Genomic DNA, 23,506 nt, shown 5'->3' on the forward strand with positions numbered 1-23,506 from the left:
AAGGCGACGTCGCCGGCCCGCTTCGCTATCGTCGTCCCTGGGTGGTACGGCCATCTGTGGTCATGAAGTCGACCGACTTTTCTGTTTGAAGAACGTTTTCAAACGACCAGGGTTCCATCTCGTCACCATGACAATGGTGGAGGTGGAGCCCCACCAGGGAGGTGCCATTGAGGCTAGTGCGACGTCCCTACCGCTTGGCCAGTATTCCCCCTTCGTTTACGCCTGAGCTCTGCGCCAAAGCCCTTCATCAAACCCCTCACCAAAGCCGCTTTCCCGGGAGTCGGGCTAGAGCGGTCGCCCATCCAGTGAATGTTCCATGATCGCAAGCGTCAGTGTGAAGTGATGCTGGGCGACGCTGAAGGCGTCGTCTGCGCGTCGTTCGAGGATGGCCTGGACCAGTTCACGATGTTCCCGTCTTGCCCTTGGCAATGATTCGGCGGGGTAGGGTTCAGAGCCGAATCCCAGGGTGGCTCGCGCCGTCAGTTGGCGTGACTGCGCGACCAGATGGTGATTGTCGGCCATCTGCATGATGCAGTCGTGAAGGCGCTCATCGAGTTGGCGGGCGACGGAGGCGTCGTCGGTGTCGCAGAAGCGGTCCAGCAGCGCCTGCAACGTTTTGGCCTGGGCCTCGTCGTGACGCTCGGCGGCGGTTCTGGCCACCAGCCCCTCCACCAGACAGCGATAGTCGAAGAAGTCCCTGAGCTGGGGCAGCTCCTGTCCGAGGATACGCTGGGCGGTGTTGGGCGAGGCCTCGTCGACCCGTTTGAAGGTGACAAAGGTACCGCCATCACGACCACGGCGGGATTCGATCAGGCCAAGCTCGCCCACGATCTTCAAGGCGCCGCGGACGGTGACGCGACTGACCCCCTGGCGCTCCGCCAGGTCGCGCTCCGGCGGCAGGCGATCCCCGGGGGAGTAAGCGCCAATGGCGATCGCCGTCACGATCCGGTCCGCCAGCTCCTGGGTGGCCGAGCGGGCGCCGCCGGCGCCTGGCAGGTCGGTTCGAGACGGTTCAATCATAGGGTTCTCTCCAAAAGGTATTGTCACAATACCTTTAAGTGTGATTTTCTAAAAATGAAGCGGCCAACGTCGCTGTGTCCGGCGCACTGTCGCAGGTCGCGAACCGCGTCCGGGTCTGCTGGCGGGTTCGAGTATACACGGCGCCGTCAGATTCTTGACCGGCCAAGGGAATGCACAGCAAGAGGCCGCCCAGTGTCGCCACGCAGGCAGCCTCGACCCGGTGGACGTCTTCGACCGCTCGATGGCGGGAGATCCCCGCCTTGCCAACTAGAACAAGAGGAAATCACCGATGAGTGACAATATCCTGGAGAGTCTGGGCTACACCCAGGAACTCTCACGAACGCTCAAGCTGAGAGATCTGGTGATCTACGGCCTGATCTTCATCGTGCCGATCGCTCCCTTCGGTATCTTCGGCCACGTCATGAGCGCCAGCGGTGGCATGATCGTCACCGCCTATGTCATCGGACTGGTGGGGATGCTGTTTACCGCCATCTGCTACTCCCAGATGGCCAAGGAATTCCCGGTAGCAGGCTCGGTGTACTCCTACGTGTCCCGCGGGGCGGGCAGCTTTGCCGGCTTCGTCGCGGGCTGGATCATGCTGCTGGACTACATCCTGATTCCGGCGCTGTTGTACGTGGTGGGGGCGCTGGCGATTCACGACATCTTCCCGTCGCTGTCACCGATCCTGCTGGTGGTGGCCTTCGTCGTATTCAACACCTACATCAATATTCGCGGCATCAGCTTTACCGCCGCCTTCAACCGCTGGATGCTGGTGGCCGAACTGCTGGTGCTGGCGGTGTTTCTGGTGGTGGGGGTGGTGGCCATCAGCAACAACGTCAACGGTGCCGTCTTCTCGATGGCCCCGGTCTACGATGCCGATGACTTCTCGCTGGGGCTGATCATCTCTGCGGTGCCGATCGCGGTGCTCAGTTTTCTGGGTTTCGATGGCATCTCCACCCTGGCGGAAGAGGCCAAGGGCGGTGGCAAGGCGGTCAGCAAGGCGATCTTCCTGGTGCTGTTGATCATAGGTGGCCTGTTCATCGCCCAGACCTGGGTGGCGGCGCTGATCCAGCCCGATCCCGCCTCGTTCAACAATCTCGACACCGCCTTCTATGAAACCGCACGTATCGCCGGGGGCGGCTGGCTGGCGGTGCTGACCGCCGCGACCACCGCTATCGCCTGGGGCGTCGCTGACTCCCTGGTGGCCCAGATCGCGACCGCGCGAATCCTCTACAGCATGGGCCGTGATCGGCTGCTGCCGGCGCCGCTGGCTCGCGTTCACCCGCGCTTCAAGACGCCCTACGTCAGTGCGCTGCTGGTCGGTGCCGTGTCCATCGTCGCGGGGATCGCTTTCATGCAGCAGCTGGCGTTGTTGACCTCCATCGTGACAATCGGCGCCCTGACCGCCTTCATCATTCTGAACATCACCACGCTCTACTACTTCGTGTTCAAGAAGAAGGCAGCCAATCCTTTCCTGCATATCCTGTGTCCGCTGCTTGGCCTGGCCGTGGTCGGCTACATCTGGAGCGGGTTCGAGTCCTATACCGTGCTGATCGGGCTGGCATGGGCGGTTGTCGGTGTCGGCGTCTACGCCTTTGCCAAGCGCGGTGGACGTGCCGTGCAGATAGAAATCTAAGGCTTGCCTGAAAAGTGCCTGCGCTCGTCGATGTTGAGAACAGCGCCCAGGGCCAATTGAAAACACTCGAGGCGTCGGTCGGCGGAGACGACCGGCGCCTCGAGGTGGAGACACAAGAATGAAGATCAAGACGATACACGACGTTCATCACTGTTTTGACCACGCCCTCGAGCCGCAGGAAACGATCAGTTCCGGTGATACTCGGCGCTTCGATATTCTCGATGCCAGCGGTGGCTTGATTACCCGACACAGCCAGGCCGACGCGCTGACCCGGCTGCCGGCAGGGGAGCTCAATCCGGTGTGTGGCCCCCTCTATATGGAGGATGCCGAACCCGGCGATGTGATCGAGGTGGAACTGGTCGACTTCGAACCGGGGCAGTGGGGCTGGACGGGGCTGATCCCGGGTTTCGGGCTGCTGGCCGACGATTTCACCTCGCCCTGGCTCAAGGTGTCGGAGTACGACAGCGAGTCGGTGTACTTCGACGAGGACATCGTGATTCCGTTTCGGCCCTTCGCCGGTACCATCGGGCTCGCGCCTGCCGAGCCGGGGCAGCACTCCATCGTGCCGCCGCGCATCTGCGGCGGCAATCTCGACATCCGTGACCTGGTAAAGGGAGCTCGGCTGTACCTGCCGGTGCAGGTCAAGGGAGGGCTTCTGAGCATCGGCGACACCCACGCCTGCCAGGGCGACGGAGAGGTCTGCGGAACCGCGGTAGAGACCCGCATGGCCGCCACGGCCACATTGCGTCTGCACAAGGCGGGCAATATTCCTGCGCCGATGTTCGACGTGCCGCCGGGAGCGTCGAGCGAGGAAGATGCGGGCTTTCTGGTGACCACCGGGGTGGGGCCGGACCTGATGCAAGGCGCCCGTGACGCGGTGCGCTTCATGATCGATCGGTTGCACCGTCAGGCCGGCATGGATGAGCAGCTGGCCTACGCGCTTTGCAGCGTGGCAGGGCGGCTACGGGTCAGCGAGATCGTCGATCAGCCCAACTGGGTGGTGTCCTTCTACATGCCTCGGTCGATCTTCCGCTCGAAGAGTCTTAGAGCCATCTAGGTGTATGATCCCGGGAAGAGCTGAACTGACCTTTCCGTTCGTCAGAACGTTGGGTCAGGCCCGCGGGCCTGACCAAAAACGCCGGGTGCTTTGGCACCCGGCGTTGTCGTCATGACGTCACTTCGGCTCGCTCGGCGGCCACCTGCGCAAGGACTTCCTGGTAGTTCTCGACGCCCTGGGCGCCGGTGACCAGGTAGCGGCGGTTGAACACCATGGCGGGTACCCCGCTGATGCCCTGCTGTTGCCAGAAGGCCTGGCGCTGTCGCACCGATTCGCCGCGCTCGCCCGACTCGAGCATCGCCACGACCTCGTCGCGGTCATGGCCGAGACTCGCCGCCACATCGGCCAGTACGTCGATTCGGTGGAGGTCGCGGCGCTCGGTGAAGAAGGCGCTGAACAGGGCCTGCTTCATGCGGTGGCCTTCGTCTGGAGAGCGCTGCTCTGCCCAGTCGATCAACTGGTGGGCGCGGAAGGTGTTCACCATGCGCATGTCATCGGCGTAGTTGAAGGTGAAGCCGAGGTCGGCGCCCATCTGGGTGAGCCGTTCCCGTGCGCTGCGCGAGTCCTCATCGCTGGTGCCGTACTTGGCGGCGATATGCTCGCGCAGGTTTTCGCCTTCCTCGCCCATCTGCGGATTGAGCTCGAAGGGGTGCCAGTGCACCTCGATGTCGATCCCGCTCTGGCGCGCCGCCTCGGCGAGCTGGCGGTAGCCGATGATGCACCAGGGACAGACGACGTCGGAGACGATGTCGACGGTGATGGTGGTGTCGCTGTCGTGGCTATCTGGGGATGTGGGCATGTCGGCCTCTACTCCTGAAGAAAGGTGTCCCGGGTTGGTCGTTAGCAGGGCAACCAACCTTACAGGCCCCGGGACACGATCAACAGGGGCGCCCAGGCTTTATTCGAAAAGTCGACGAGCGAAGGTTAGACAAGGCAAAAATCGGTGAGAAAGCGCAGTTTACGGGGTGTAAATGAGCACTATAAGCCGATTTTTAACGCCGTATTACCGAGCGCAGGCACTTCTCGGGAAAGCCTCAGATGAGTCGATCCCACAGCCCATCCTGATACTCCCTGGCACTGGCCTCGAAGCTGTCCGGGTAGACATTGCGGAAGCGGTGCTCGTCCAGCGGGATCAGTCGCGCCATCTCGTCGATCATCGCCGCCGGGTCCTGCTGCAGGTCGTCGCCGGCAAACTGCTGCTGCACCGAGCGAATCGGTTTTTCAGGGGTGAAGCAGGCGTCGGGGTCGTACCACTGGTCCAGGGTGTTGTACATGCGGTCGTTGAAGCCGGTGCGGAAGGGGCCGGGGTTGATGGTGGCCACCTTGACGCCCAGCGGGGCGAGCTCTTCGTAGAGCAGTTGCGCCATGCCTTCGAGGGCGTGCTTCGAGGCGACGTAGGGACCGAGGTAGGGGAAGGTGGTGAAACCAGCGATGGAGGAGGTCAGTACGATCTTGCCCTTGCCTCGCTCGACGAACTCGCGGGCGTAGGGCTGCACGAATTCCAGGGTCGAGAAGACGTTGGTCTCGAACACTCGGCGTACCCGGTCCACCGGGATCTCGGCCAGCGGACCGGTCTCGCCGATGGCGGCGTTGGCCACCACGATATCGACCTGGTGCCCGTAGCTGGAAAACACCGCGTCGCGGTCGCGCTTGTCGGTGATATCGAGCTTTTCGACGGTGAGCGTCAGTTCCTGCTGCCGGGCCTTTTCCTTGAGCGAGGTGACTTGGGGCCAGATCTCCGTGGTAGCGATGACCTTGTGTCCCGCCCTGGCCAGGGCCAGTGCCGTACCTTCGCCGAGTCCGCTGCCGGCGCCGGTGATCAGAATGGTCTTCATCATCGTGCTCCTGTCTGGGAAAAGGAACGGTCGCGGCACGCCTGGGCGTAGCGCCTGGCAAGGCCATTGGGCGCTTGCCTCTGGGCGTTTGACAATCCGGGACCCTAACGTGCCGCGACGGCGCTGCTCAACCATCGCGCCAGCATCGCGTCGGCACCCTGGCCCGTATCCTGGCCAACATCATGGCCAGCATCGTGATCAGGGCGGCCGACCGTCGCCACCGCGAGTCCCAGCGTGCTGCCGAGGTCATGTCACGATGATGACGCTTCGGTGTCGGGGACCGTCGATCGATGATCCTTGTGCACTGCCCTTGCCTGCGAGTGTGGCCTGCGGTCCTGTCGACCCAGCGGGACCATCATCGGGCGGCCGCTGACGGGATCGGCGAAGACGTGGCTGTCCAGTCCGAATACCTCCCTGACCATGGTGGTGGTCATCACCTCACTGGCCGGGCCGCTTGAGTAGACCTTACCGGCGGCCATGGCGATCAACTCATCGGCATAGCGCGCGGCAAGGTTGAGCTCATGCAGCACCATGACGATGGTGGTGCCGCGCTGGCGGTTGAGGTCCTCGAGCAGATCGAGCACCTCGACCTGGTGGTGGATATCGAGATAGGTGGTGGGTTCGTCGAGCAGCAGCACGTCGGTGCGCTGGGCCAGGGCCATGGCGATCCATACCCGCTGGCGCTGGCCGCCTGACAGTTCCTCCAGCACACGCTCGGCGAGGCCGGTGGTGTCGGTGGCTTCCAGCGCCTCGCTGACGGCGTCATCGTCTTCGCGGCTCCAGCGCTGAAACATGCCCTGGTGGGGGTGGCGGCCACGGCTGACCAGCTCCAGCACGGTGATGCCTTCAGGGGCGAGTGGCGCCTGAGGCAGCAGGCCCAGGCGCTGGGCCAGGCGCCTGGCGGGCAGCCGGTGCAGGTCGTGTCCGTCGAGCAATACCTGGCCGCGCTGCGGCGCCAGCAGGCGTGACAGCGAACGCAGCAGCGTCGACTTGCCGCAGGCGTTGGCGCCGACGATGGCGGTGATACCCGCTGGCTTGACCTCCAGATCGATGTTGTCGAGGACCGCTCGGTCGCGGTAGCCGGCGGTCAGGCCTCGGGCACTGAGCCGGGTAGGCGTCATCAGGTGGATCCTCGGGCGTTGTCGCGCATGACGAGGGTAATCAGGTAGGGGGCGCCGATCACGCCGGTGACCACCCCCACGGGATAGCGGGCCGGCAGCAGATGCTGGCCGATAAAGTCACCCAGCAGCACGAACAGGGCGCCGACCAGGGCAGCGGGGATCAGCACCGAGCCGTTGTGACGGATCAACCAGGCGGCGACCGGGCCGCTGAGGAAGGCGACGAAGGCGATCGGCCCGGTCACCGCGGTGGCAAAGGCGACCAGCCCCACCGCCGCGACCACGATGCCCAGGCGGGTGAGCGACAGCCTGACACCGAGCCCCCGGGCCATGTCATCGCCCAGGCGCATCGCCTCCAGGTCCCTGGCGAAGTGAAGTAGCGGCAGGCCAAGCACGATCAGCGCCAGCAGCAGGGGCAGGCTCTGATCCAGGTGCACGCTGTTGAGGCTGCCGGTCATCCAGCGCATGGCCTCCTGCAGTGGCCAGGCCGGGGCCTGGGTCAGCAGGTAGGCGATGGCGCTCTGGAGCATGGCGGCGAGGCCGATGCCGGTCAGAATCAGGCGGGTATCGGCGACGCCGCGGCGCCACGACAGGGCATAGATCAGCACGGCGACGCCAAGACCGCCGACGATGGCCACCAGTGCCACCGGAGCGCCACGCAGCGACAGCATGACGATGGCGAAGACCGCCGCTGCGCTGGCGCCGGCGCTGATACCGATCACGTCGGGGCTGGCCAGCGGATTGCGCAGCATGGTCTGGAAGGCGGCGCCGCCAAGGCCGAAGCAGGCCCCGGCCAGCACGGCAATCAGCGCCCGGGGTAGCCTCAACTCCATCAGGGTGAAGGAGGCGCCGGGAACCTGCTCGCCGGACAGCACCGCGATCACCGTGGCAGGGTCGATCCACGACTGGCCCAGCATCAGGGTGAGGCAGACCCCGGCAAGCAGCGCACACAGCAGCAGCGCAATGATCCGCCGGCGCTGGCGTTGGCGTTGCCGTCGCAGCTGTCTGACGGTCGACGGCGTGGGCCTTGCTTGGGTGGACCTTGCTTGAGAGGACGTCGCTCGGCAGGACATGGCTTGAGAGGACGTCGCTCGGCAGGACATGGCTTGAGTGGGCGTCGCTCGCGGGGAGGTGGTCGGTGTCGTCGTCACAGTGACCTCAGCGTGTGGCGGCGGACGATCCAGATAAAGACCGGACCGCCGAGCAGGGCGGTGACGATACCGACGTCGAGTTCGGCCGGACGGACCAGCACCCGGCCCAGGGTGTCGGCGAGGATGACCAGCAGGGCGCCGCCGAGGGCACACAGCGGCAGCAGGCGGCGGTAGTCGGCACCGACCAGCAGGCGCAGCGCATGGGGCACCACCAGACCGACGAATCCGATGGGACCACAGGCCGCGGTGGTCGCCCCGCACAGCAGGATGGCCCCCACCGCGGCCAGCGCTCGGGCCATGGCCACGCGCTCGCCTAGGCCGGTCGCCGCCTCATCGCCCAGCGCCATCAGGTTGAGCTTGCGCGCCGCCAGCAGCGACGCGGCAAGGCCCAGGGCCAGGAAGGGCAGCACCGGGGTGATGCGATCGAGGGTAGCGCCGCCGACGCCGCCGATCAGCCAGGAATGGATCAGCCCGGCGATGTCGGCGCGGGGCAGAATCACGGCGGAGGTCAGCGAGGTCAGGGCGGCGGTCACCACCGCGCCGCTCAGCGCCAGCCTGAGAGGGGTGGCGCCGCCTCGTCCGAGGTTGGCCACCAGGTAGACCAGCAGTGCACTGGCGCCGGCGCCGGCGATGGCCACCCAGATGTAACCAGAGGCCTGCTGCATATCGAACCAGGCGATGCCGATGACGACTGCCAGCGCGGCGCCGGCGTTGACCCCGAGCAGGCCTGGATCGGCCAGAGGATTGCGGGTCAGGCCTTGCATGGTCGCCCCGGCCACGGCCAGCGCGGCCCCCGCCAGCAACGCCAGCAGGGTGCGGGGCAGACGGCTGGCGATTGCCGCTTCGTCGATGGAGTCGATACGCCCATCCAGCAGACCCATGAGCGCGGTCAGATCCGTCGGCCTGGCGCCGATGACCACCGACATCATGACGCTGGCGGCCAGCGCCGCCAGCAGCAGATAGACGCCGGTCGGGCCCGAATGGCGTGGCCTGCCAGGCGCCAGCGGCCTTGCCTTCATATCCTTTTCTTCCTGCTCATTTGTGCGTATCCATCCTGTCCAGACGCTCCATTCAGGGTTGCTGACGCTTGATTCAGGGTTGCTGACGCTTGCGAGCGGCTTCGGCCAGTCGTTCGACGTAGTCGTCGAGCACCCAGGGGATCGACAGCGGCGTCGGGTTGGCTGCGGTTCCGGTGGGATTGTTGCCGAGCAGCACCAGCGAGCCCTGTTCCACCGCGGGCAGGCGCGAGGTCAGCATATGCTCGTTGAGTCGCTCCACCAGCGGCTCGCCACCATAGGTAATGATGATGTCGACATCGGCAATCTCGTCGATACGCTCGGCGCTGATGGAGCCGGCGAAACGGCCGTCAACGGAGCTGTCGGTGACGAACTGGGGCGAGGTCAGGCCGATCTCGTGCAAGAAGCGCACCCGGGCGTCGTTGTCGTTGTAGAAGTTGATCTGACTGAGGTCGGTGGGCTTGATATGGCTGATCAGCATGGCGCTCTTGCCGGCGAGTTCCGGGTGCTCGGCGATCTGTTGCTCCACCTGGGCCTCCAGGCGTGCGATCAAGGCCTCGCCTTCCTCGGCCATGCCCATGCCTGCGCTGTTGAGTCGGATCATGTCACGCCAGCCCGACGACCAGGGCGCTTCGGGGTAGGCCACCACCGGGGCGATCTTGCTGAGGGTGTCGTAGTCGGAGCGGCTGAGGGCGGAATAGGCCGCCAGGATAACGTCGGGCTGGCTCGCGGCCACCGCCTCGAAGTCGATGCCATCGCCTTCGTCGAACAGGTTGGGGGGGGCGGCGTCGAGCTCGTCAAGACGCTGCTCCACCCAGGGCCAGAGGCCATCGCCATCGTCATCGCCGAAGGTGGTGGCGGGAAACCCCACCGGCACCACTCCCAGTGCCAGCGGCACCTCGTGGTTGGCCCAGGCCACCGTGGCGACCCGTTCGGGCTTTTCCTCGATCACGGTGACGCCGAGCGCGTGCTCGATTTCGATCGGATAGCCATCGTCGCCAGCGGCGAGGACAGGCTGGACGGCGGCGAGTAACACAAGGCCGAGCGGCCAGCGTGGGTGGATCAGGGGCATGGGGTCTTCCTTAGAGAGGCGATGACCGGCTCTCGCAGGAGAGCCGGTTTGACATTGGTGTCGCGAGTGCCGGTCGGGCGCACAGCGCCCGACGCGGATGTCGAGGTTTCGGCGTTCCAGGGCGCTAGGCGCTGTCCGAAAAGTCGACGAGCGAAGGTTAGACAAGGCAAAAATCGGTGAGAAAGCGCAGTTTACGGGGTGTAAATGAGCATTTTGATCCGATTTTTAACGCCGTATTACCGAGCGCAGGCACTTTTCAGACAAGCCCTAGGCTTCCAGGGCACTAGAAGTCGTAGGTCAGGCTCAGCAGCGCGCTGCGCGGCTCGCCATAGATACCCTGGCTATAGAAGCCGAGCTGCGAGTAGTACTCCTCGTCGAACAGGTTGGTGACGTTGAGCTGGGCGCTCATGCTGTCGTTGATGCGATAGCGGGCCATGGCATCGGCGACAAAGACGTCACCCTGACCGATCTTCTCGGTACCGTTGGGGGTGTCGTTGTCGCGGTAGGTGTCACCCTGCCAGCGCGCACCGCCGCCGAGGGTCAGGTTCGACCAGCGGCCAGGCAGCTGCCAGCTGGCGAACAGCTTGGCCTGCTGGCGGGCATAGCTGGTGTTGAGCTGCTCACCGTCGGCGTCCTCGGCGTCCACCAGGGCGTAGCTGGCGGACAGGTTGACGCCGTCGGCCACCTCGCCTGCGATCTCGAGCTCAAAGCCTTCGACCTCGGCGCCGTCGGTGGTGGTGTAGGCCTGGTCGGTGGTGCCCGCCACGAAGACCCCGGGGATTTCCACCGCCAGATTGTCCTGCTGGCTGTGGAACACCGCGAAGGACACGTCGGCACGATCGTCGAACAGCTCGGCCTTGAGACCGGCCTCGTAGTTGATGCCTTCCAGCGGATCCAGCAGGGCGCCGCTGGGCGAGCGCTCGCTCTGGGTGTTGAAGATCTCGGTGTAGCTGGCGTAGGCGCTGAGGTCGTCGGTGAAGTCGACGATCAGACCCGCGTAGGGGGTGAACTCGTTGTCGTATTCGTACTCACGCTCGCCGCGATAGTCCTGGTCGATCTTCCAGTCGGTCATGCGCGCGCCGACGATAAAGTGCACCGGGTCTGCCAGCGAGAAGCGGGATACCGCGTAGTAGCCCTGCTGTTCGGTCACGGTGTTATCGGTAAGGCCCCACTCGCCCCAGACCGGTTCTGCCAGGGCCGGGTCGTTGCGGTCGCTGAAGCTGCCCAGCGCCGGCACGTCGCCGGCCGGGCCGCGACTGTTGATCTGGTAGTCCTCGTGCAGGTCCATGTAGCCGAAGCCGAGCTGATGCTCGCGGCCGAACAGGGTGAAGGGACCTTCGGCGCTGACATGCAGATTCTTCTGGGTGCGATCGCCGCGATAGTCGACCAGGTAGGATTCGGTGGCGTAGCTGGGCGTGTAGTAGAGCACACCGGTCTCGCGATCCGGATAGCCGCCGCGGTAGTTGTAGGTCAGGCCATAGTTGGCGTCGCCGTAGCTGTAGGCGGCGCGGGCAGACCAGCCATTGTCGAAGTGGTGGGTCAGGTCGACGAAGGCGCGGGTGTTCTCGGTGAAGAAGTTGGCCCAGTCGGTGTTGTTGGCGGTGGAGCGGTCGAAGTCGGTACGGCCACCGTCCAGGTAGTACTGCGGTACGCCGATGTAGGCGCCATCCTGGTCGTAGTGCTGGTATTCGATGCCCACGCTGAGCTCGGTGTTGTCGGTCAGCTCGGCGGCGATCACCCCGTAAAGGGTCTCGCGGTCGTTCTCGACGCCGTCCATGAAGCTGTCCGAGCTGTCCTTGGCCGCCACGAAGCGCACGCCGACGCGCCCCTCGCTGTCCAGCGGAGTGCTGACATCGACCACGCCGCGCCCCCGGTCCCAGCGGCCCACCACGGCAGTCACGCTACCCGCCGCCTCGTCCAGCGGCTTCTTGCGCACAAAGTTGACGGTGGCGGATGGATCGCCGACCCCGGTCATCAGGCCGGTGGCGCCGCGCACGACCTCGACCCGGTCGTAGATGGCAGTATCCCACTCGGCGTCGCCGAACGGCCAGAACGCGCTGGTATTGCTCTGCAGGCCATCGAACTGGAAGTTGCGAATGGTGTAGCCGCGGGACTGGAAGCTGGTGCGAGTGCCGTCCAGACGGATCGCCGAGACGCCGGGCAGCCGTTCCACCGCCTCGGTGGTGCTGGTGATGGCCTCATCGTCCATCTGCTGGCGGGTCAGGAAGCTGATCGACTGTGGCGTCTGGCGCGGCGTCAGCGTCAGGCCGTTGGCGCTGGTGCTGGAGGCCACCTGGTAGCTCTTGGTCGATTCGGTGGTGGCACGCAGATCGTCACCGACCACGGTCATGCTGGCGAGTTGCTCGGCGTCCTGGGCCAGCACCGGGGTCGACAGGGCGGCACCGGAGGCCAGGGCAATGGCGATAGCCAGGCGGCCAGGAACGAGGCGGCCAGGAACGAGGTGGCCAGGAACGAGACGGCTTGGAACAAGGCAGGTGAGGGGAGCGGAATGGTACGGCACGAAAGGGGTTCCCTGTTTATGTTTTAAGAATGCAAATTATTCACGTTTCCATTGGCGGGTGTTTATGAGCGCTGCCAAGTTGTCTATGCGAGATGCCACAAATGCACAAAACGGCAGAACTTTTTGGCGAAGTGGCACCATTGGCCTGGTGCAGGGGCCGAGTAGATATCGCCTTCCTCAGCGGCGGCATGCACAGACAACGTATGCGTGGCGCAGAGGCGGAGCGCTTCGCCAGGCAGGCCGGGCGAACGAGCAGGTCAGGAAAGAAGAGCAGGCCGGGCAAGAAGCAGAGAGGCAGAGAGGCAGAGAGGCAGAGAGGCAGAGAGGCAGAGAGGCAGGCAAGCAGCAGATGGCTAACGACCAGGCGCGGCGACGACCAGGCAAGACGACGATCTGGCAGAAGGCGGCCGGCAGTAGAAGACGCCGCTGGAGGTGGGAAGGGGAATCGGCGGTGATGCGAGGCCCGCCAGCGCAAGGCGCCGGCAGGAAAAGACGACGGTAGGCGTGTTTTGGCGGGCGCGTTCGGCAGGGGCCTGTCAGCTGCGCCCGGGTTCGGCGGCGCTCGCCGGGCCTTCCTCCAGGGAGGACTCCTCGTCTGCTTCCATGAGTTCCAGGTCGAGCTGCACCGGATCGTCGGCCGCTTCCTCGACCCAGGTCGCCCCCAGGGAGGCGGTGCCGGCGGGGACCGCAACATAGTGGCCGTGGGTGTCCGACGGCTGGTTCGGATAGCGCCACAGGCAGTAGCCGCCGAAGACCACGATAAGCGCGTGGATCAGCGCCAGGTCCCACAGAAAGCCGGCAGAGCCCAGCAGGTCCATCAATAGCCCCGTGCTTAGCGGGCCGAGGATGGCGCCGATGCCGAGCGCCAGCACCAGACTGCTGCTGGCGGACACCGTCTGCTGCGGCGTCAGGACGTCATTGGCGCAGGCGAGAAACAGTGAATAGAGCGTCAGGGTGGTGCCGCCCAGCAGCACGCCGAGCAGCGTCAGCGCATGGCTTGCGCCCTGGTCGAACAGCAGCCCGGCCAGCGAGAAGGCGGTGGCCAGGGCGGCGACGATGAGGATCACCCATTGGCGATCGGTCTTGTCGGAGAGCTTGCCCAGCGGCCATTGAAACAGCGCCCCACCGAGGATGAACGCCCCCATGAAGGCGGCGATCTGGTGGGTTTCCAGGCCATGGTTGGCGGCAAACACCGCGCCCATGCCGAATACAGTACCGTTGGCGATCCCGGTCAGCAGGCAACCGAGGGTGCCCAGCGGTGACAGTCGATACAGGCGCAGCAGGTTCATCGCCTCGGGCTGGCTGGTGTCCGGCTGCGGGGTGTAGCTCAACAGGATCGGCACCAGCGCCAGCGACATCAGTATCGAGACGATCAAGAACAGCAGGATACCGCTGGGGTCGGCCACGTTCAGCAGCAACTGGCCGCCGCCCATGCCGAGATAGCTGATGACCATGTAGAACGCCAGCAGTCGCCCGCGCAGGTGGTTGCTGGCGTGGCCGTTGAGCCAGCTTTCGGTCACCACGTAGAGCCCGGCGTAGGCGAAGCCGGTCATTAACCGCATCGCCGCCCACACCCAGGGGTCGATGAACATGACGTGGACCAGGATGGCGATGGAGGTGATCGAGGCCAGGGCGGCGAACACCCGGATATGGCCGACGTCGCGAAGCTTGCGTGGGGTCAGGGTGGAGCCGGCCAGAAAGCCGACGAAGTAGGCCGACATCACCAGGCCGGTGACCGTGTTGCCGAAGGATTCCTCGGCGGCGCGCACCCCGAGCAGGCTGCCCTGCAGGCCATTGCCGAGCATCAGCAGGCCGACGCCGAGCAGCAGCGCCCAGAGGCTCCAGGCCGCCGACAGGGTGGAAGTGGGAGTCGATGTGGTCACGGCGGCCTCGCTTGTCCGGGGGAGGGGGCGACGGAAGTCTGTTGTCGGCTGGGGTACCGCGGCGCCGGTCCATCGCCGCCGCCGCTAATCGTCAGTGTGTTCGGCGTACCGCTGATCGGCAAGGGGCGCCATGTTGTTGCCGGCAAGGCATCGTTTGATGCTCTGCCACGAACGCCCGAACTCATCTTGGCCGTCCAGCACGCTGACCCGACGACGACTCCATAGCATCGTAGTTGGTCGAACTCGCGGCCGTAACCGATGCGTACCAGGTCCAAGCGGGTATTCTGTCGCGTGCGAGCAATCGTCCTGGGAGCATCGAATTCAACGCTATCGTTCGCTTGATTTTTTCTGGTGTATCCGTCTATTGCCGAAGCAGATTCAGGGGGGCGTTACTGGGTTTAATGCAGGAAAGGTTACGTCGCGAGCCGCGGGATTTTCGCTATCTTGACGTCTGGTCGAAAATGGGTAAATTATCCTTCGTCCGTCAGGTTGGACATTTTCTGCACAGCACAGTAGGGTATGTGCGCCGCAGCGATGGTTTTATCCCGCCTTTTACAGGCGTCACGTCGCTCTGGACGCCGAGCCCTTATCCTGGCTCGCGATCCGATGCCAAGCTGGCGTTATACCGCCAGGAGAAGTGCCATCGCTGGATGGATGTAGCACCTTCCCGACTGGATTACCCCGGGGCCAATGGCCCGGCGGGGACCTGTTTGTCTTGTCTAATGCTGTTCCTGCGTTGTCGCTGGAGAGGACCGAGATGTCGCCCCACTACACCGACCAGGGCCGCTGCATGCCGCGCCGCCCGCCTCCCTGACCCACCAGTGGTCTGCTGGCGTCTTCGATACGCCCCGCCGGTTGTCGCAATGTCGGCCCGCCTGCCTCTGCTGCAATGGCTGGCCATGTGCTGCGGCGCGTCCCGACGCCTTTCTGTACCGAAAAAGCGGCAGTAATCCGTTTTATTTCGGCCCTTGAGACTTCAATGATCCCGAGGAAGCTTCGTCCTTTTCGTGGGCGGAATTCCTGTGGCGTTGTCGTGCTCGTCTAGTGAGTTTTTCGCGGTGAAGTGCCGGCATGCGTTCGCATGAACCGTCGCTCGCCTGTGTTCCACCAACAAGAGAATTGCCCTTGAATAGCGCCTCCCTCCACCAGTTTTCGACCCTGACGGTCATCCTGTTGATGATCGCTTTTTATGGCGGCACCTACCTGCTGACCCTGAGCATCCGCAAGAAGAAGGAAGACGCCGACGCCTTCATGGTCTCGAACCACCGGGTCGGCTTCGGCATCGGTGCCGCCAGCATGACGGCCACCTGGATCTGGGCCGCTTCTTTCTACGCCGCTGCCACTTCCGGCTATACCTATGGTGTGTCCGGCCCGATCCACTACGGGCTGTGGGGCGCGCTGATGATCCTGTTCATCTATCCGTTCGGCCGCCGCTTCCGGCGGCTGGCGCCCAACGCCCACACCCTGGGCGAACTGATCCACGCTCGCCACGGCTCCTCCAGCCAGCTGATCCTGGCGCTATCGAACCTGCTGGGCAGCATCATCAGCCTGATGGTCAACTTCACCGCCGCCGGGGCGCTGGTATCGGTGCTGTCGCCGCTGTCGTTCCAGGCCGGCGTCATCATCGCCGGTGTCGGGGTGCTGCTGTACACGCTATGGTCGGGCTTCCGCGCCTCGGTGCTGACGGACTTCGCCCAACTGGTGGCGCTGATGGCGATCGCCGTGGTGATCATCCCGGCGGTGTTCTTCGCCATGGGCGGGCCCACTGAACTGGTGGCCGGGCTCGACAACCTCACCGCCGAGCAGGCCAACTTCTTCTCGATGGACGCCATCCTCAATCAGGGCGCACCCTTCTTCGTTGCGGTGCTGGCCTATGCCATCGGTAACCAGACCATCTCCCAGCGTCTGTTCGCGGTGAACGAGGATCACATCAAGCCGACCTTCCTCACCGCCACCGTGGGCTACGGTGCCATCGTCATCGGCCTTGGCATGATCGGCCTGATGGCGTTGACCCTGGGGGTCGAGCCGCTCAACGGTGACATGAACAACCTGATCCCGCAGATGGTGTCCAGCTACCTGCCGCCGGTGTTCATCGCTGCCTTCTTTATTCTGGTGATCGGTTCGCTGTCCTCGACCGCCGATTCCGACCTGTCGGCACTGTCGGCGATCATGATGGCCGACGTCTACGGCAAGAACATCGCTCGAGGCAAGGCCGACCCCCGCCGCATGCTGCTGGTAGGGCGCATCACCATGATCGTGGCCACCGCCATCGGTATCGTCTTCGCCAGCTTCTCGCTGGATATCCTGGTGATGCTGGTCTTCGTCGGGGCACTGTGGGGGGCCATCGTCTTCCCGGTGATCGCCAGTTGCTTCTGGAGCCGGGTCACCAACGCGGCCTTCACCACCTCGGTGCTGGTGGCCATGGTGACCTTCTGCGTGGCGCGTTTTGAATGGCTGCCGATGACCGGTGTGGCCGGTCTTGGCTTCGAGTTCCTGGCCAGCATCGGTGGCGGCATCATCATCGCGCTGATGGTGTTCGGCTTCCTCGGCCGCGTGGCCGGCGCCGTCGCCGGGCTCGCTGCCTTTGTCGCCATGCTGGTGTTCGCCACCGGTTTCCTCAGGGAGTACACGGTGCTGCTGGCGTCGCTGACCGCCTACGGCACCAGCACCCTGGTGTGCGTGGTGATGAGCCTCGCCAGCCGCGAGCGGTTCGACTTCGACACCATCGCCGAGCGGGTCGGCAACTATGATGCCGCCGAGGCCGTGACGGTAGCCGACGAGCGCCCGTCCAAGTCCGCCCCGGCAGGGCTTGCGACCCAGCGCTGAACCCTTGTTTGACGGGCGCCGCAGGCTGGCGGCGCCCACCGACGGAGATTCCCCATGACTCTGCTTTTTGGCTTTTACGTATTGATCTGGCCTGCGCTCACCCTGGGCGTGCTGCTGCTGATCTGCCGCGCCGTTGCCCGCGATCGTCGTGAGGCGAAAAAGGGCCACCGCACCCTGGTGTGAGGCGCAACTCGCACTGACCCGTTGCGACACCTGCCCTTGATGCGAGGGACAGGCCGCAACCAAAGAAGCCGCCCCAAGGGGCGGCTTCTTTCGTCATGGCAGGCAGCAGGGCAGGGAGGTCGCGTCAGCGCCGCGCCAGGTAGCCCAGGTTGCCCGAAATGTTGCGACCGGCCTCGACCAGAATGCGCTTGTACTCCGAGGTCTTGTCCTGGTGGTAGCGGATGCTCGGGATCGACATGCTCAGGGCGGCGATGGCGCGCCCGGTGTGATCGAAGATCGGGGTGGCGAAGCAGCAGACGCCTTCATCCATCTCTTCGAGATCCTCGGACAGCTCGCTCTCGGCGATCTCGGCCAGCTCTTCGCGCAGTGCCGCTTCGGTGGTCACGGTGTTCTGGGTGCGTGGTTCGAACTTGACGTTCGCGAGCAGGGCGTCGAGCTGCGCCGGGGGCAGGTGGGCCAGCAGGGCCTTGCCGATGGAATTGGTGTAGGCCGGGCTACGGTCGCCGATGCGGGTGTGAATGCACAGGTTGAAGTGAGAGTTGTACTTGTGCACGTAGATCACTTCGGCGGTGGAGGTGTCCAGGGTGCCCAGGTGCACGGCTTCGCGGGTCAGTTCGGACAGTGCCGCCATGTCGGGATCGGCCATCTTGATCAGGTCGGCCTTGCCGAGCGCCGAGCTGCCAAGCGCAAAGACCTTCATCGTCAGCCGGTATTTCTCGCTTTCCGGATTCTGGGCGACGTAGCCCAGGTTCTTGAGCGTCTGCACAAAGCGATAGGCGGTGCTCTTTGACATCACGGCGCGTTGGGACAGCATCGCCAGGCTGGATTCTCCGCCCTCATCCAGAGCCTCCAGGATCGCCATGACCTTGAGTACCGCTGTGACGTTGTCGACCTTCGCTTCAGTAGCCATAGGGCCAAGATTCCAGAAATTGTGAAATAGGGTTTTATCTCTTGGTTTCGAGTTATACGTCTTTAGTCGTATGTCTGCAATATTCGAATGAGCTACGGCAGGGTCACCCAACTCTTCTATGTGGTGAGCCAGATCCTTCTCACCCTGATGACCGCCTCCATCGCGCTCTATGGCGTGTCACTGTTTCTCGGCGCGGTGTTCGATGTTCGGGTGGCCTTCGTCACCCTGGTGATCGGTGCCGTCATCATCGTGACGTTGGCCATCGCCCTGGGCCAGGTCCACCACCTCAGCCTGTTCGACATCATGGTGATGTTCGGAGTGATCTTCCAGATGCCGCTGGCGCTGCCGGCCATGCTGTCCATCGCCAGGACCGGCGCCCCTGACTGGGCCGGTTGGGGCGGGGTGCTGGTGGGTATCCTGGTGACCACCACGAGCTATCTGTGGCTCGACGTCGAGGCGTTCAGCCAATGGCTCGGCCTGCCGTCGATCCATCCCTCCCAACTGGTCGATATCAAGCTGGCGGTTTCGCTGGTGCTGCAGGTCGTCAGCGTGGTGGGTTTCGTCTATCTGGCGCGTTTCGTCCATGCACCGCCCAGAAGCGCCGCCCGCCAGGCAGAGGTCGACGAGTTGTTTGCCCGGCTGGAGCGCCCGGTGGCCGCGGACACCACGCCGGACAGCGGTGGGCCGTCGCGCAAGCTGGCGCCGCGACTGGTGCGGTACGTCGCGCTGGTATCGCTGCTGTTGGCGGTGCTGGCCGATACCTGGCTCGGCGCAGGCTTCTTTATGATCGTGGCCGTGTGTCAGTTGATAATCTCGCGACTCCTGAGGCGTTGAGGGGCTGGGGGCGGCAGGAGGTCGACTCGCCACGCCATCACGAGCAAATTTCATCCGGCTGGCCAAGACGTCGCCGGGGGAAAACTGGATAATGCGCCCCAAAGGCGTTGTCGGTGGCGAGTGTCCGACGACCCAAACCCATTACTCCGGTGCTGACTCCATGGAAATCAAGGTCAATTTTCTCGACAACCTGAGGCTCGAGGCCAAGTTCGACGACTTCACCGTCGTTACCGACCAGCCTATCCGCTACAAGGGTGACGGCTCGGCGCCGAGCCCCTTCGACTATTTCCTGGCGTCGTCTGCCCTGTGTGCCGCCTACTTCGTCAAGGTCTACTGCGTCGCCCGGGATATCCCCACCGAGAATATCCGGCTGTCGCAGAACAACATCGTCGACCCGGAAAACCGCTACAACCAGATCTTCAAGATCCAGGTAGAGCTGCCCGAGGACCTGTCCGACAAGGACCGCCAGGGCATCCTTCGCTCCATCGAGCGCTGTACCGTGAAGAAGGTGGTGCAGACCGGTCCCGAATTCCAGATCGAGACGGTGGAGAACCTCGACGAGGACGCCCAGGCGCTGCTGATGGCGGAGCCGGAAGAGGGCCAGAGCACCTGGATCGAGGGCAAGGACCTGCCGCTGGAGCAGACCATCGCCAACATGACCGGGATGCTTGCCGAGCTCGGCATGAAGGTCGAGATCGCCTCCTGGCGCAACATCGTGCCCCACGTCTGGTCACTGCACATCCGCGACGCCGCCTCGCCCATGTGTTTCACCAACGGCAAGGGCTCGACCAAGGAGAGCGCACTGTGCTCGGCGCTGGGCGAGTTCATCGAGCGTCTGAGCTGCAACTTCTTCTACAACGATCAGTTCTTCGGCGAGGAGATCGCCTCGAGCGAGTTCGTCCACTATCCCTGTGAAAAGTGGTTCAAGCCCGGGCCCAATGACGAGCTGCCCAAGGGCATCCTCGACGACTACTGCCTGGAGATCTTCGATCCCGACGGCGAGCTTCAGGGCTCCCACCTGATCGACACCAACTCCGGAAATGTCGAGCGCGGCATCGTCGCGCTGCCCTTTGTGCGCCAGTCCGATGGCGAGGTGATCTACTTCCCCTCCAACCTGATCGAGAACCTCTACCTGTCCAACGGCATGAGCGCCGGCAACACCCTGGCCGAGGCCCAGGTGCAGTGCCTGTCGGAGATCTTCGAGCGCGGCGTGAAGCGCCAGATCCTCGAGCAGGAGCTGGCGCTGCCAGACGTGCCCGAGGAGGTGCTGGCGAAGTATCCGGACATCGTCGAAGGGGTGAAGGCGCTGGAGGCCCAGGGCTTCCCGGTGCTGGTCAAGGATGCCTCCCTCGGCGGCCAGTTCCCGGTGGCCTGCGTGACCCTGATGAACCCCAAGACCGGCGGCGTGTTCGCCTCCTTCGGTGCCCACCCGAGCTTCGAGGTCGCCATCGAGCGCAGCCTGACCGAGCTGATGCAGGGGCGCAGCTTCGAGGGCCTCAATGACTTCATGCCGCCCACCTTCAACTCGCTGGCGGTGACCGAGCCCAACAACTTTGTCGAGCACTTCATCGACTCCTCCGGGCTGGTGTCCTGGCGCTTCTTCAGCGCCAGGCCCGACGTCGAGTTTGTCGAGTGGGACTTCTCCGGCAGCAACGACGAGGAGGCAGCGACCCTGTTCGGCATCCTCGAGGAGATGGGCAAGGAAGCCTACATGATGGTCCACGAGGACCTGGGCGCGCCGGTCTGCCGCATCCTGGTGCCGGGCTATTCCGAGGTCTATCCGGTCGAGGACCTGGTGTGGGACAACACCAACATGGCGCTGGACTACCGCGAGGACATCCTCAATCTGCATCGTCTCGACGACGACCGGCTCGCTGATCTGCTCGAGCGCCTGGAAGAGAGCCAGATCGACGAGCACATGGACATCATCACCCTGATCGGTATCGAGTTCGACGAGAACACCGTGTGGGGCCAGCTGACGATCCTCGAGCTCAAGCTGATGCTTCACCTGGCGCTCGGCCAGCACGAGGAGGCGCTGGATCGGGTCGAGATGTTCCTGCAGTACAACGACAACACCGTCGAGCGTGGCCTTTACTACCAGGCGGTGCGGGCGGTGCTGGAAATCACCCTGGACGACGAGCTAATGCTCGATGACTTCCTCTACAACCTGCGCCGCATGTTCGGGGACGAGACCATGGACAGCGTGGTCAACGCGGTCAGCGGCGAGCTACGCTTCCCTGGCCTTACCCCGACCAGCATGGCGCTCGAAGGGCTGGAAAAGCACCAGCGCCTGATCGAGAGCTACAAGAAACTGCACGCGCGCAGGGCTCAGCTGGCCAAAGCCAAGGGCTGATCAGCCCTGCCACCGGCGCCGGTGTAACGGCCAGGCGCCGATGGCCTGCAACACCAACGCCCCCGACGGACTTCGTCGGGGGCGTTTTCGTCTGCGCTTCGTACAGCGCTTGGGGACAGACGCGCCTGTCTCGCCAAGGTGCTGATGTTCCGGCATATGGGCCGCTTTCCTGGCGCGCTGGATGGCATCTGAGTGATGGACGCCAGGCTAGAACTTTGGTCGAGATTCTTAAAATAAATCCATTATTTTCTTGTTGGTGAAAAAATAGCTGCTATTTTTCATTTTTGTGAAGTCAAAGCGTTTTACGCCAGCTATTGCTCGAAGTCGGCGGCGTTGTCGCGGAGGCCGGGATTGCGGCCTGGCGGCGCGCCACCGCCTTCGGGTGTCACCCACCAAGGAGTTTTCGATGACCCAACAATCGATAACGAATGTCGAAAGCCATCCGCCAGCGGGACCGGTCAGCCGCATCTTCGGCCAGTATGATCGCTCGCTGTTCTGGCCTGTGCTGCTGATCTACGGCTTGATCATGGCTTGCGCGCTGTTCTTTCCGACCCTGACCGGTCAGGTGTTGTCCTCGACCCGCGACTTTCTGATCTTCAACTTCGGCTGGGGCTTTCTGCTGGGGATGGGGGGCGCGCTGCTGTTCTGTCTCTACCTGGTGATCAGCCCCTATGGTGATCTGAAGCTTGGCGCCGACGATGAGGTGCCGGAGTTCTCCTACGGTGCCTGGATCTCGATGCTGTTCAGCTGCGGCTTTGGCATCGGCTTCGTGTTCTTCAGCGTGGCCGAGCCGTTGACCCACCTCTATCAGTCCTCCCACGTCATCGACATGGGGGCGACGGGAGAAGCCGCCGGGGTCGCCAAGGCGGTCCAGCTGACCTTGCTGGACTGGGGCATGCATGGCTGGGCGGTATTTGCCATCGCCGCCTGGGCGATCGCCTTTCCGGCCTACCGCCTGGGCCTGCCGCTGACGGTGGCCACCGGTCTCTATGGCATCCTGGGAGAGCGCTGCAACACCAGTGTCTGGGGGCGCCTGGCCAATGCCCTGGGGATCATCGGCACGATCGGCGGCAATGCCACCATGATCGGGCTCGGGGTGGCCTCCATCAACTACGGTCTGGCGACCTTGTTCGGATGGGACCTTGGTCCCGTCGGCCAGGCCCTGGTGATGATCGTGGTGATCGTGGCCTACGTGATTTCCGCCGCCACCGGTGTGGAGCGCGGCATCAAGGTGCTGAGCCAGGCCAATATGGTGATGGCTGGGGCGATTCTGCTGGCGCTGCTGTTCTTCGGCCATGCGCCCACTCAATATCTGCTGAACCTTGCCACCCAGCAGGTCGGCGACTATTTCGGCGAGGTCTTTGCGCTGCAGTTCTGGAGCGATGCCGGCAACTTCGAGCAGCGTGAATGGCTCGGTTGGTGGGTCGTGTTCTACTGGCTCTGGTACATCTCCTACATCCCTTTCTGCGGCGGCTTCATCGCGCGGATTTCCCGCGGCCGGACCCTGCGCGAGTTCATCGTCGGCGTGATCCTGGTGCCCATGCTGCTGGCAATCGGCTGGTTCAGCATCTGGGGAGGCTCCGCCGGCTACGTCGAGGTCACCGGTATCGCGCCTCTATGGGAAGGCGTGCAGCAAAAGCCCGAGTCGGGGATCTATGCCCTGCTCGAGAGCATGCCGGGTGGCTGGTGGCTGAGTCTGGGGGTGCTTTTCAATATCGTCATCTTCGCGGTGACGACCTCCGATTCGGCGTCCTTCTTTGCCGCCATGCAGGTCTCCAACGGCGATGAAAACCCCAAGGTGTCGATGCGCCTGCTGTGGGGCGTGGTGATCGGGTTCACCGGCATCATGTTCCAGTTGACCGGTGGCTTCGACGCGATCAGAAGCCTCGCCATCGTGGTCGGTGCTCCGTTCTTTGTGGTGGGTATCGCCTACATGGTGTCGGTCTACCGGATGCTCAAGTCCGCCAAGAAAGGCGGTGTGCACAACGACAGGATCGGCGTCTTCTACCGAGGCATGGTGCCTTACAAGATCGGCCGCCAGGGAGCCAATGGCGAGAGGCATAGTGATGATCGAGCTTGAACCCCGTGTCG

General features: G+C 63.9%; 17 protein-coding genes. 7 read left to right on the top strand and 10 right to left on the bottom strand.

Annotated features, from left to right (window positions below):
* Positions 1–285 precede the first annotated feature (285 nt).
* A complete protein-coding gene (locus C6W88_RS04825; RefSeq protein WP_045990940.1) occupies positions 286–1,020 on the bottom strand; it encodes a FadR/GntR family transcriptional regulator in 735 nt (244 codons plus the stop codon).
* Between the two features lie 289 nt (positions 1,021–1,309).
* On the opposite strand from C6W88_RS04825, the gene C6W88_RS04830 reads away from it, so the two are divergent.
* Together C6W88_RS04830 and C6W88_RS04835 are read left to right on the top strand one after the other, a co-directional pair.
* Complete coding sequence (locus C6W88_RS04830) at positions 1,310–2,656, top strand: APC family permease (RefSeq protein ID WP_108131691.1); 1,347 nt, start codon at positions 1,310–1,312, stop codon at positions 2,654–2,656.
* Positions 2,657–2,774: 118 nt separating this feature from the next.
* On the top strand, positions 2,775–3,713 hold the full coding sequence (locus C6W88_RS04835) for an acetamidase/formamidase family protein (RefSeq protein ID WP_045990938.1): 939 nt from the start codon (positions 2,775–2,777) through the stop codon (positions 3,711–3,713).
* 109 nt (positions 3,714–3,822) lie between these two features.
* Here the strand turns inward: C6W88_RS04835 and C6W88_RS04840 are convergent, their stop codons facing one another.
* From C6W88_RS04840 to C6W88_RS04875, 8 genes are all read right to left on the bottom strand, one after another.
* Positions 3,823–4,512 carry a DsbA family oxidoreductase gene (locus C6W88_RS04840; RefSeq protein WP_108131692.1) on the bottom strand — a complete coding sequence of 230 codons (690 nt, stop codon included), beginning with the start codon at positions 4,510–4,512 and terminating at the stop codon, positions 3,823–3,825.
* Between the two features lie 235 nt (positions 4,513–4,747).
* The gene (locus C6W88_RS04845) at positions 4,748–5,548 is read right to left on the bottom strand and encodes an SDR family oxidoreductase (protein ID WP_108131693.1); all 801 of its coding nucleotides are present in this window, start codon (positions 5,546–5,548) and stop codon (positions 4,748–4,750) included.
* A 251-nt stretch (positions 5,549–5,799) separates the two neighbouring features.
* The gene (locus C6W88_RS04850) at positions 5,800–6,669 is read right to left on the bottom strand and encodes an ABC transporter ATP-binding protein (RefSeq protein WP_108131694.1); all 870 of its coding nucleotides are present in this window, start codon (positions 6,667–6,669) and stop codon (positions 5,800–5,802) included.
* Positions 6,669–7,583 carry a FecCD family ABC transporter permease gene (locus C6W88_RS04855; protein ID WP_231498533.1) on the bottom strand — a complete coding sequence of 305 codons (915 nt, stop codon included), beginning with the start codon at positions 7,581–7,583 and terminating at the stop codon, positions 6,669–6,671. Before C6W88_RS04855 ends, C6W88_RS04850 begins: the two co-directional genes overlap by 1 nt.
* A 230-nt stretch (positions 7,584–7,813) precedes the next feature.
* Entirely contained in the window at positions 7,814–8,836 is a 1,023-nt protein-coding gene (locus tag C6W88_RS04860) for a FecCD family ABC transporter permease (RefSeq protein WP_108131696.1), read from the bottom strand.
* Between the two features lie 73 nt (positions 8,837–8,909).
* Positions 8,910–9,905, bottom strand: coding sequence for an iron-siderophore ABC transporter substrate-binding protein (locus C6W88_RS04865; protein WP_108131697.1), 996 nt, complete (start codon positions 9,903–9,905; stop codon positions 8,910–8,912).
* Positions 9,906–10,188: 283 nt separating this feature from the next.
* Positions 10,189–12,426 (bottom strand): TonB-dependent siderophore receptor, encoded by a 2,238-nt coding sequence (locus C6W88_RS04870; protein WP_108131698.1) that lies wholly within the window; start codon positions 12,424–12,426, stop codon positions 10,189–10,191.
* A gap of 536 nt (positions 12,427–12,962) precedes the next feature.
* Positions 12,963–14,309, bottom strand: a complete 1,347-nt coding sequence (locus C6W88_RS04875) for an MFS transporter (protein ID WP_231498534.1) — start codon at positions 14,307–14,309, stop codon at positions 12,963–12,965.
* A gap of 1,176 nt (positions 14,310–15,485) precedes the next feature.
* Here C6W88_RS04875 and C6W88_RS04880 point away from each other — a divergent pair.
* Both C6W88_RS04880 and C6W88_RS21845 read left to right on the top strand, forming a co-directional pair.
* Complete coding sequence (locus C6W88_RS04880; protein WP_375037759.1) at positions 15,486–17,135, top strand: sodium:solute symporter family protein; 1,650 nt, start codon at positions 15,486–15,488, stop codon at positions 17,133–17,135.
* 54 nt (positions 17,136–17,189) lie between these two features.
* Positions 17,190–17,318 carry a putative transporter small subunit gene (locus C6W88_RS21845; protein WP_213228344.1) on the top strand — a complete coding sequence of 43 codons (129 nt, stop codon included), beginning with the start codon at positions 17,190–17,192 and terminating at the stop codon, positions 17,316–17,318.
* 124 nt (positions 17,319–17,442) lie between these two features.
* Here the strand turns inward: C6W88_RS21845 and kdgR are convergent, their stop codons facing one another.
* Positions 17,443–18,228, bottom strand: a complete 786-nt coding sequence (kdgR, locus tag C6W88_RS04885; protein ID WP_108131700.1) for a DNA-binding transcriptional regulator KdgR — start codon at positions 18,226–18,228, stop codon at positions 17,443–17,445.
* 87 nt (positions 18,229–18,315) lie between these two features.
* Between kdgR and C6W88_RS04890 the strand changes: the two genes are divergently transcribed.
* The 3 genes from C6W88_RS04890 (at position 18,316) to C6W88_RS04900 (ending at position 23,495) form a co-directional block, all read left to right on the top strand.
* Positions 18,316–19,062, top strand: a complete 747-nt coding sequence (locus tag C6W88_RS04890; RefSeq protein ID WP_108131701.1) for a hypothetical protein — start codon at positions 18,316–18,318, stop codon at positions 19,060–19,062.
* A gap of 160 nt (positions 19,063–19,222) precedes the next feature.
* Positions 19,223–21,415 (top strand): OsmC domain/YcaO domain-containing protein, encoded by a 2,193-nt coding sequence (locus tag C6W88_RS04895; RefSeq protein ID WP_108131702.1) that lies wholly within the window; start codon positions 19,223–19,225, stop codon positions 21,413–21,415.
* A gap of 406 nt (positions 21,416–21,821) precedes the next feature.
* Complete coding sequence (locus C6W88_RS04900; RefSeq protein ID WP_052704185.1) at positions 21,822–23,495, top strand: BCCT family transporter; 1,674 nt, start codon at positions 21,822–21,824, stop codon at positions 23,493–23,495.
* Positions 23,496–23,506: the final 11 nt, after the last annotated feature.

It is taken from the genome of Halomonas litopenaei (assembly GCF_003045775.1).
Classification (GTDB): Bacteria; Pseudomonadota; Gammaproteobacteria; order Pseudomonadales; family Halomonadaceae; genus Halomonas; species Halomonas litopenaei.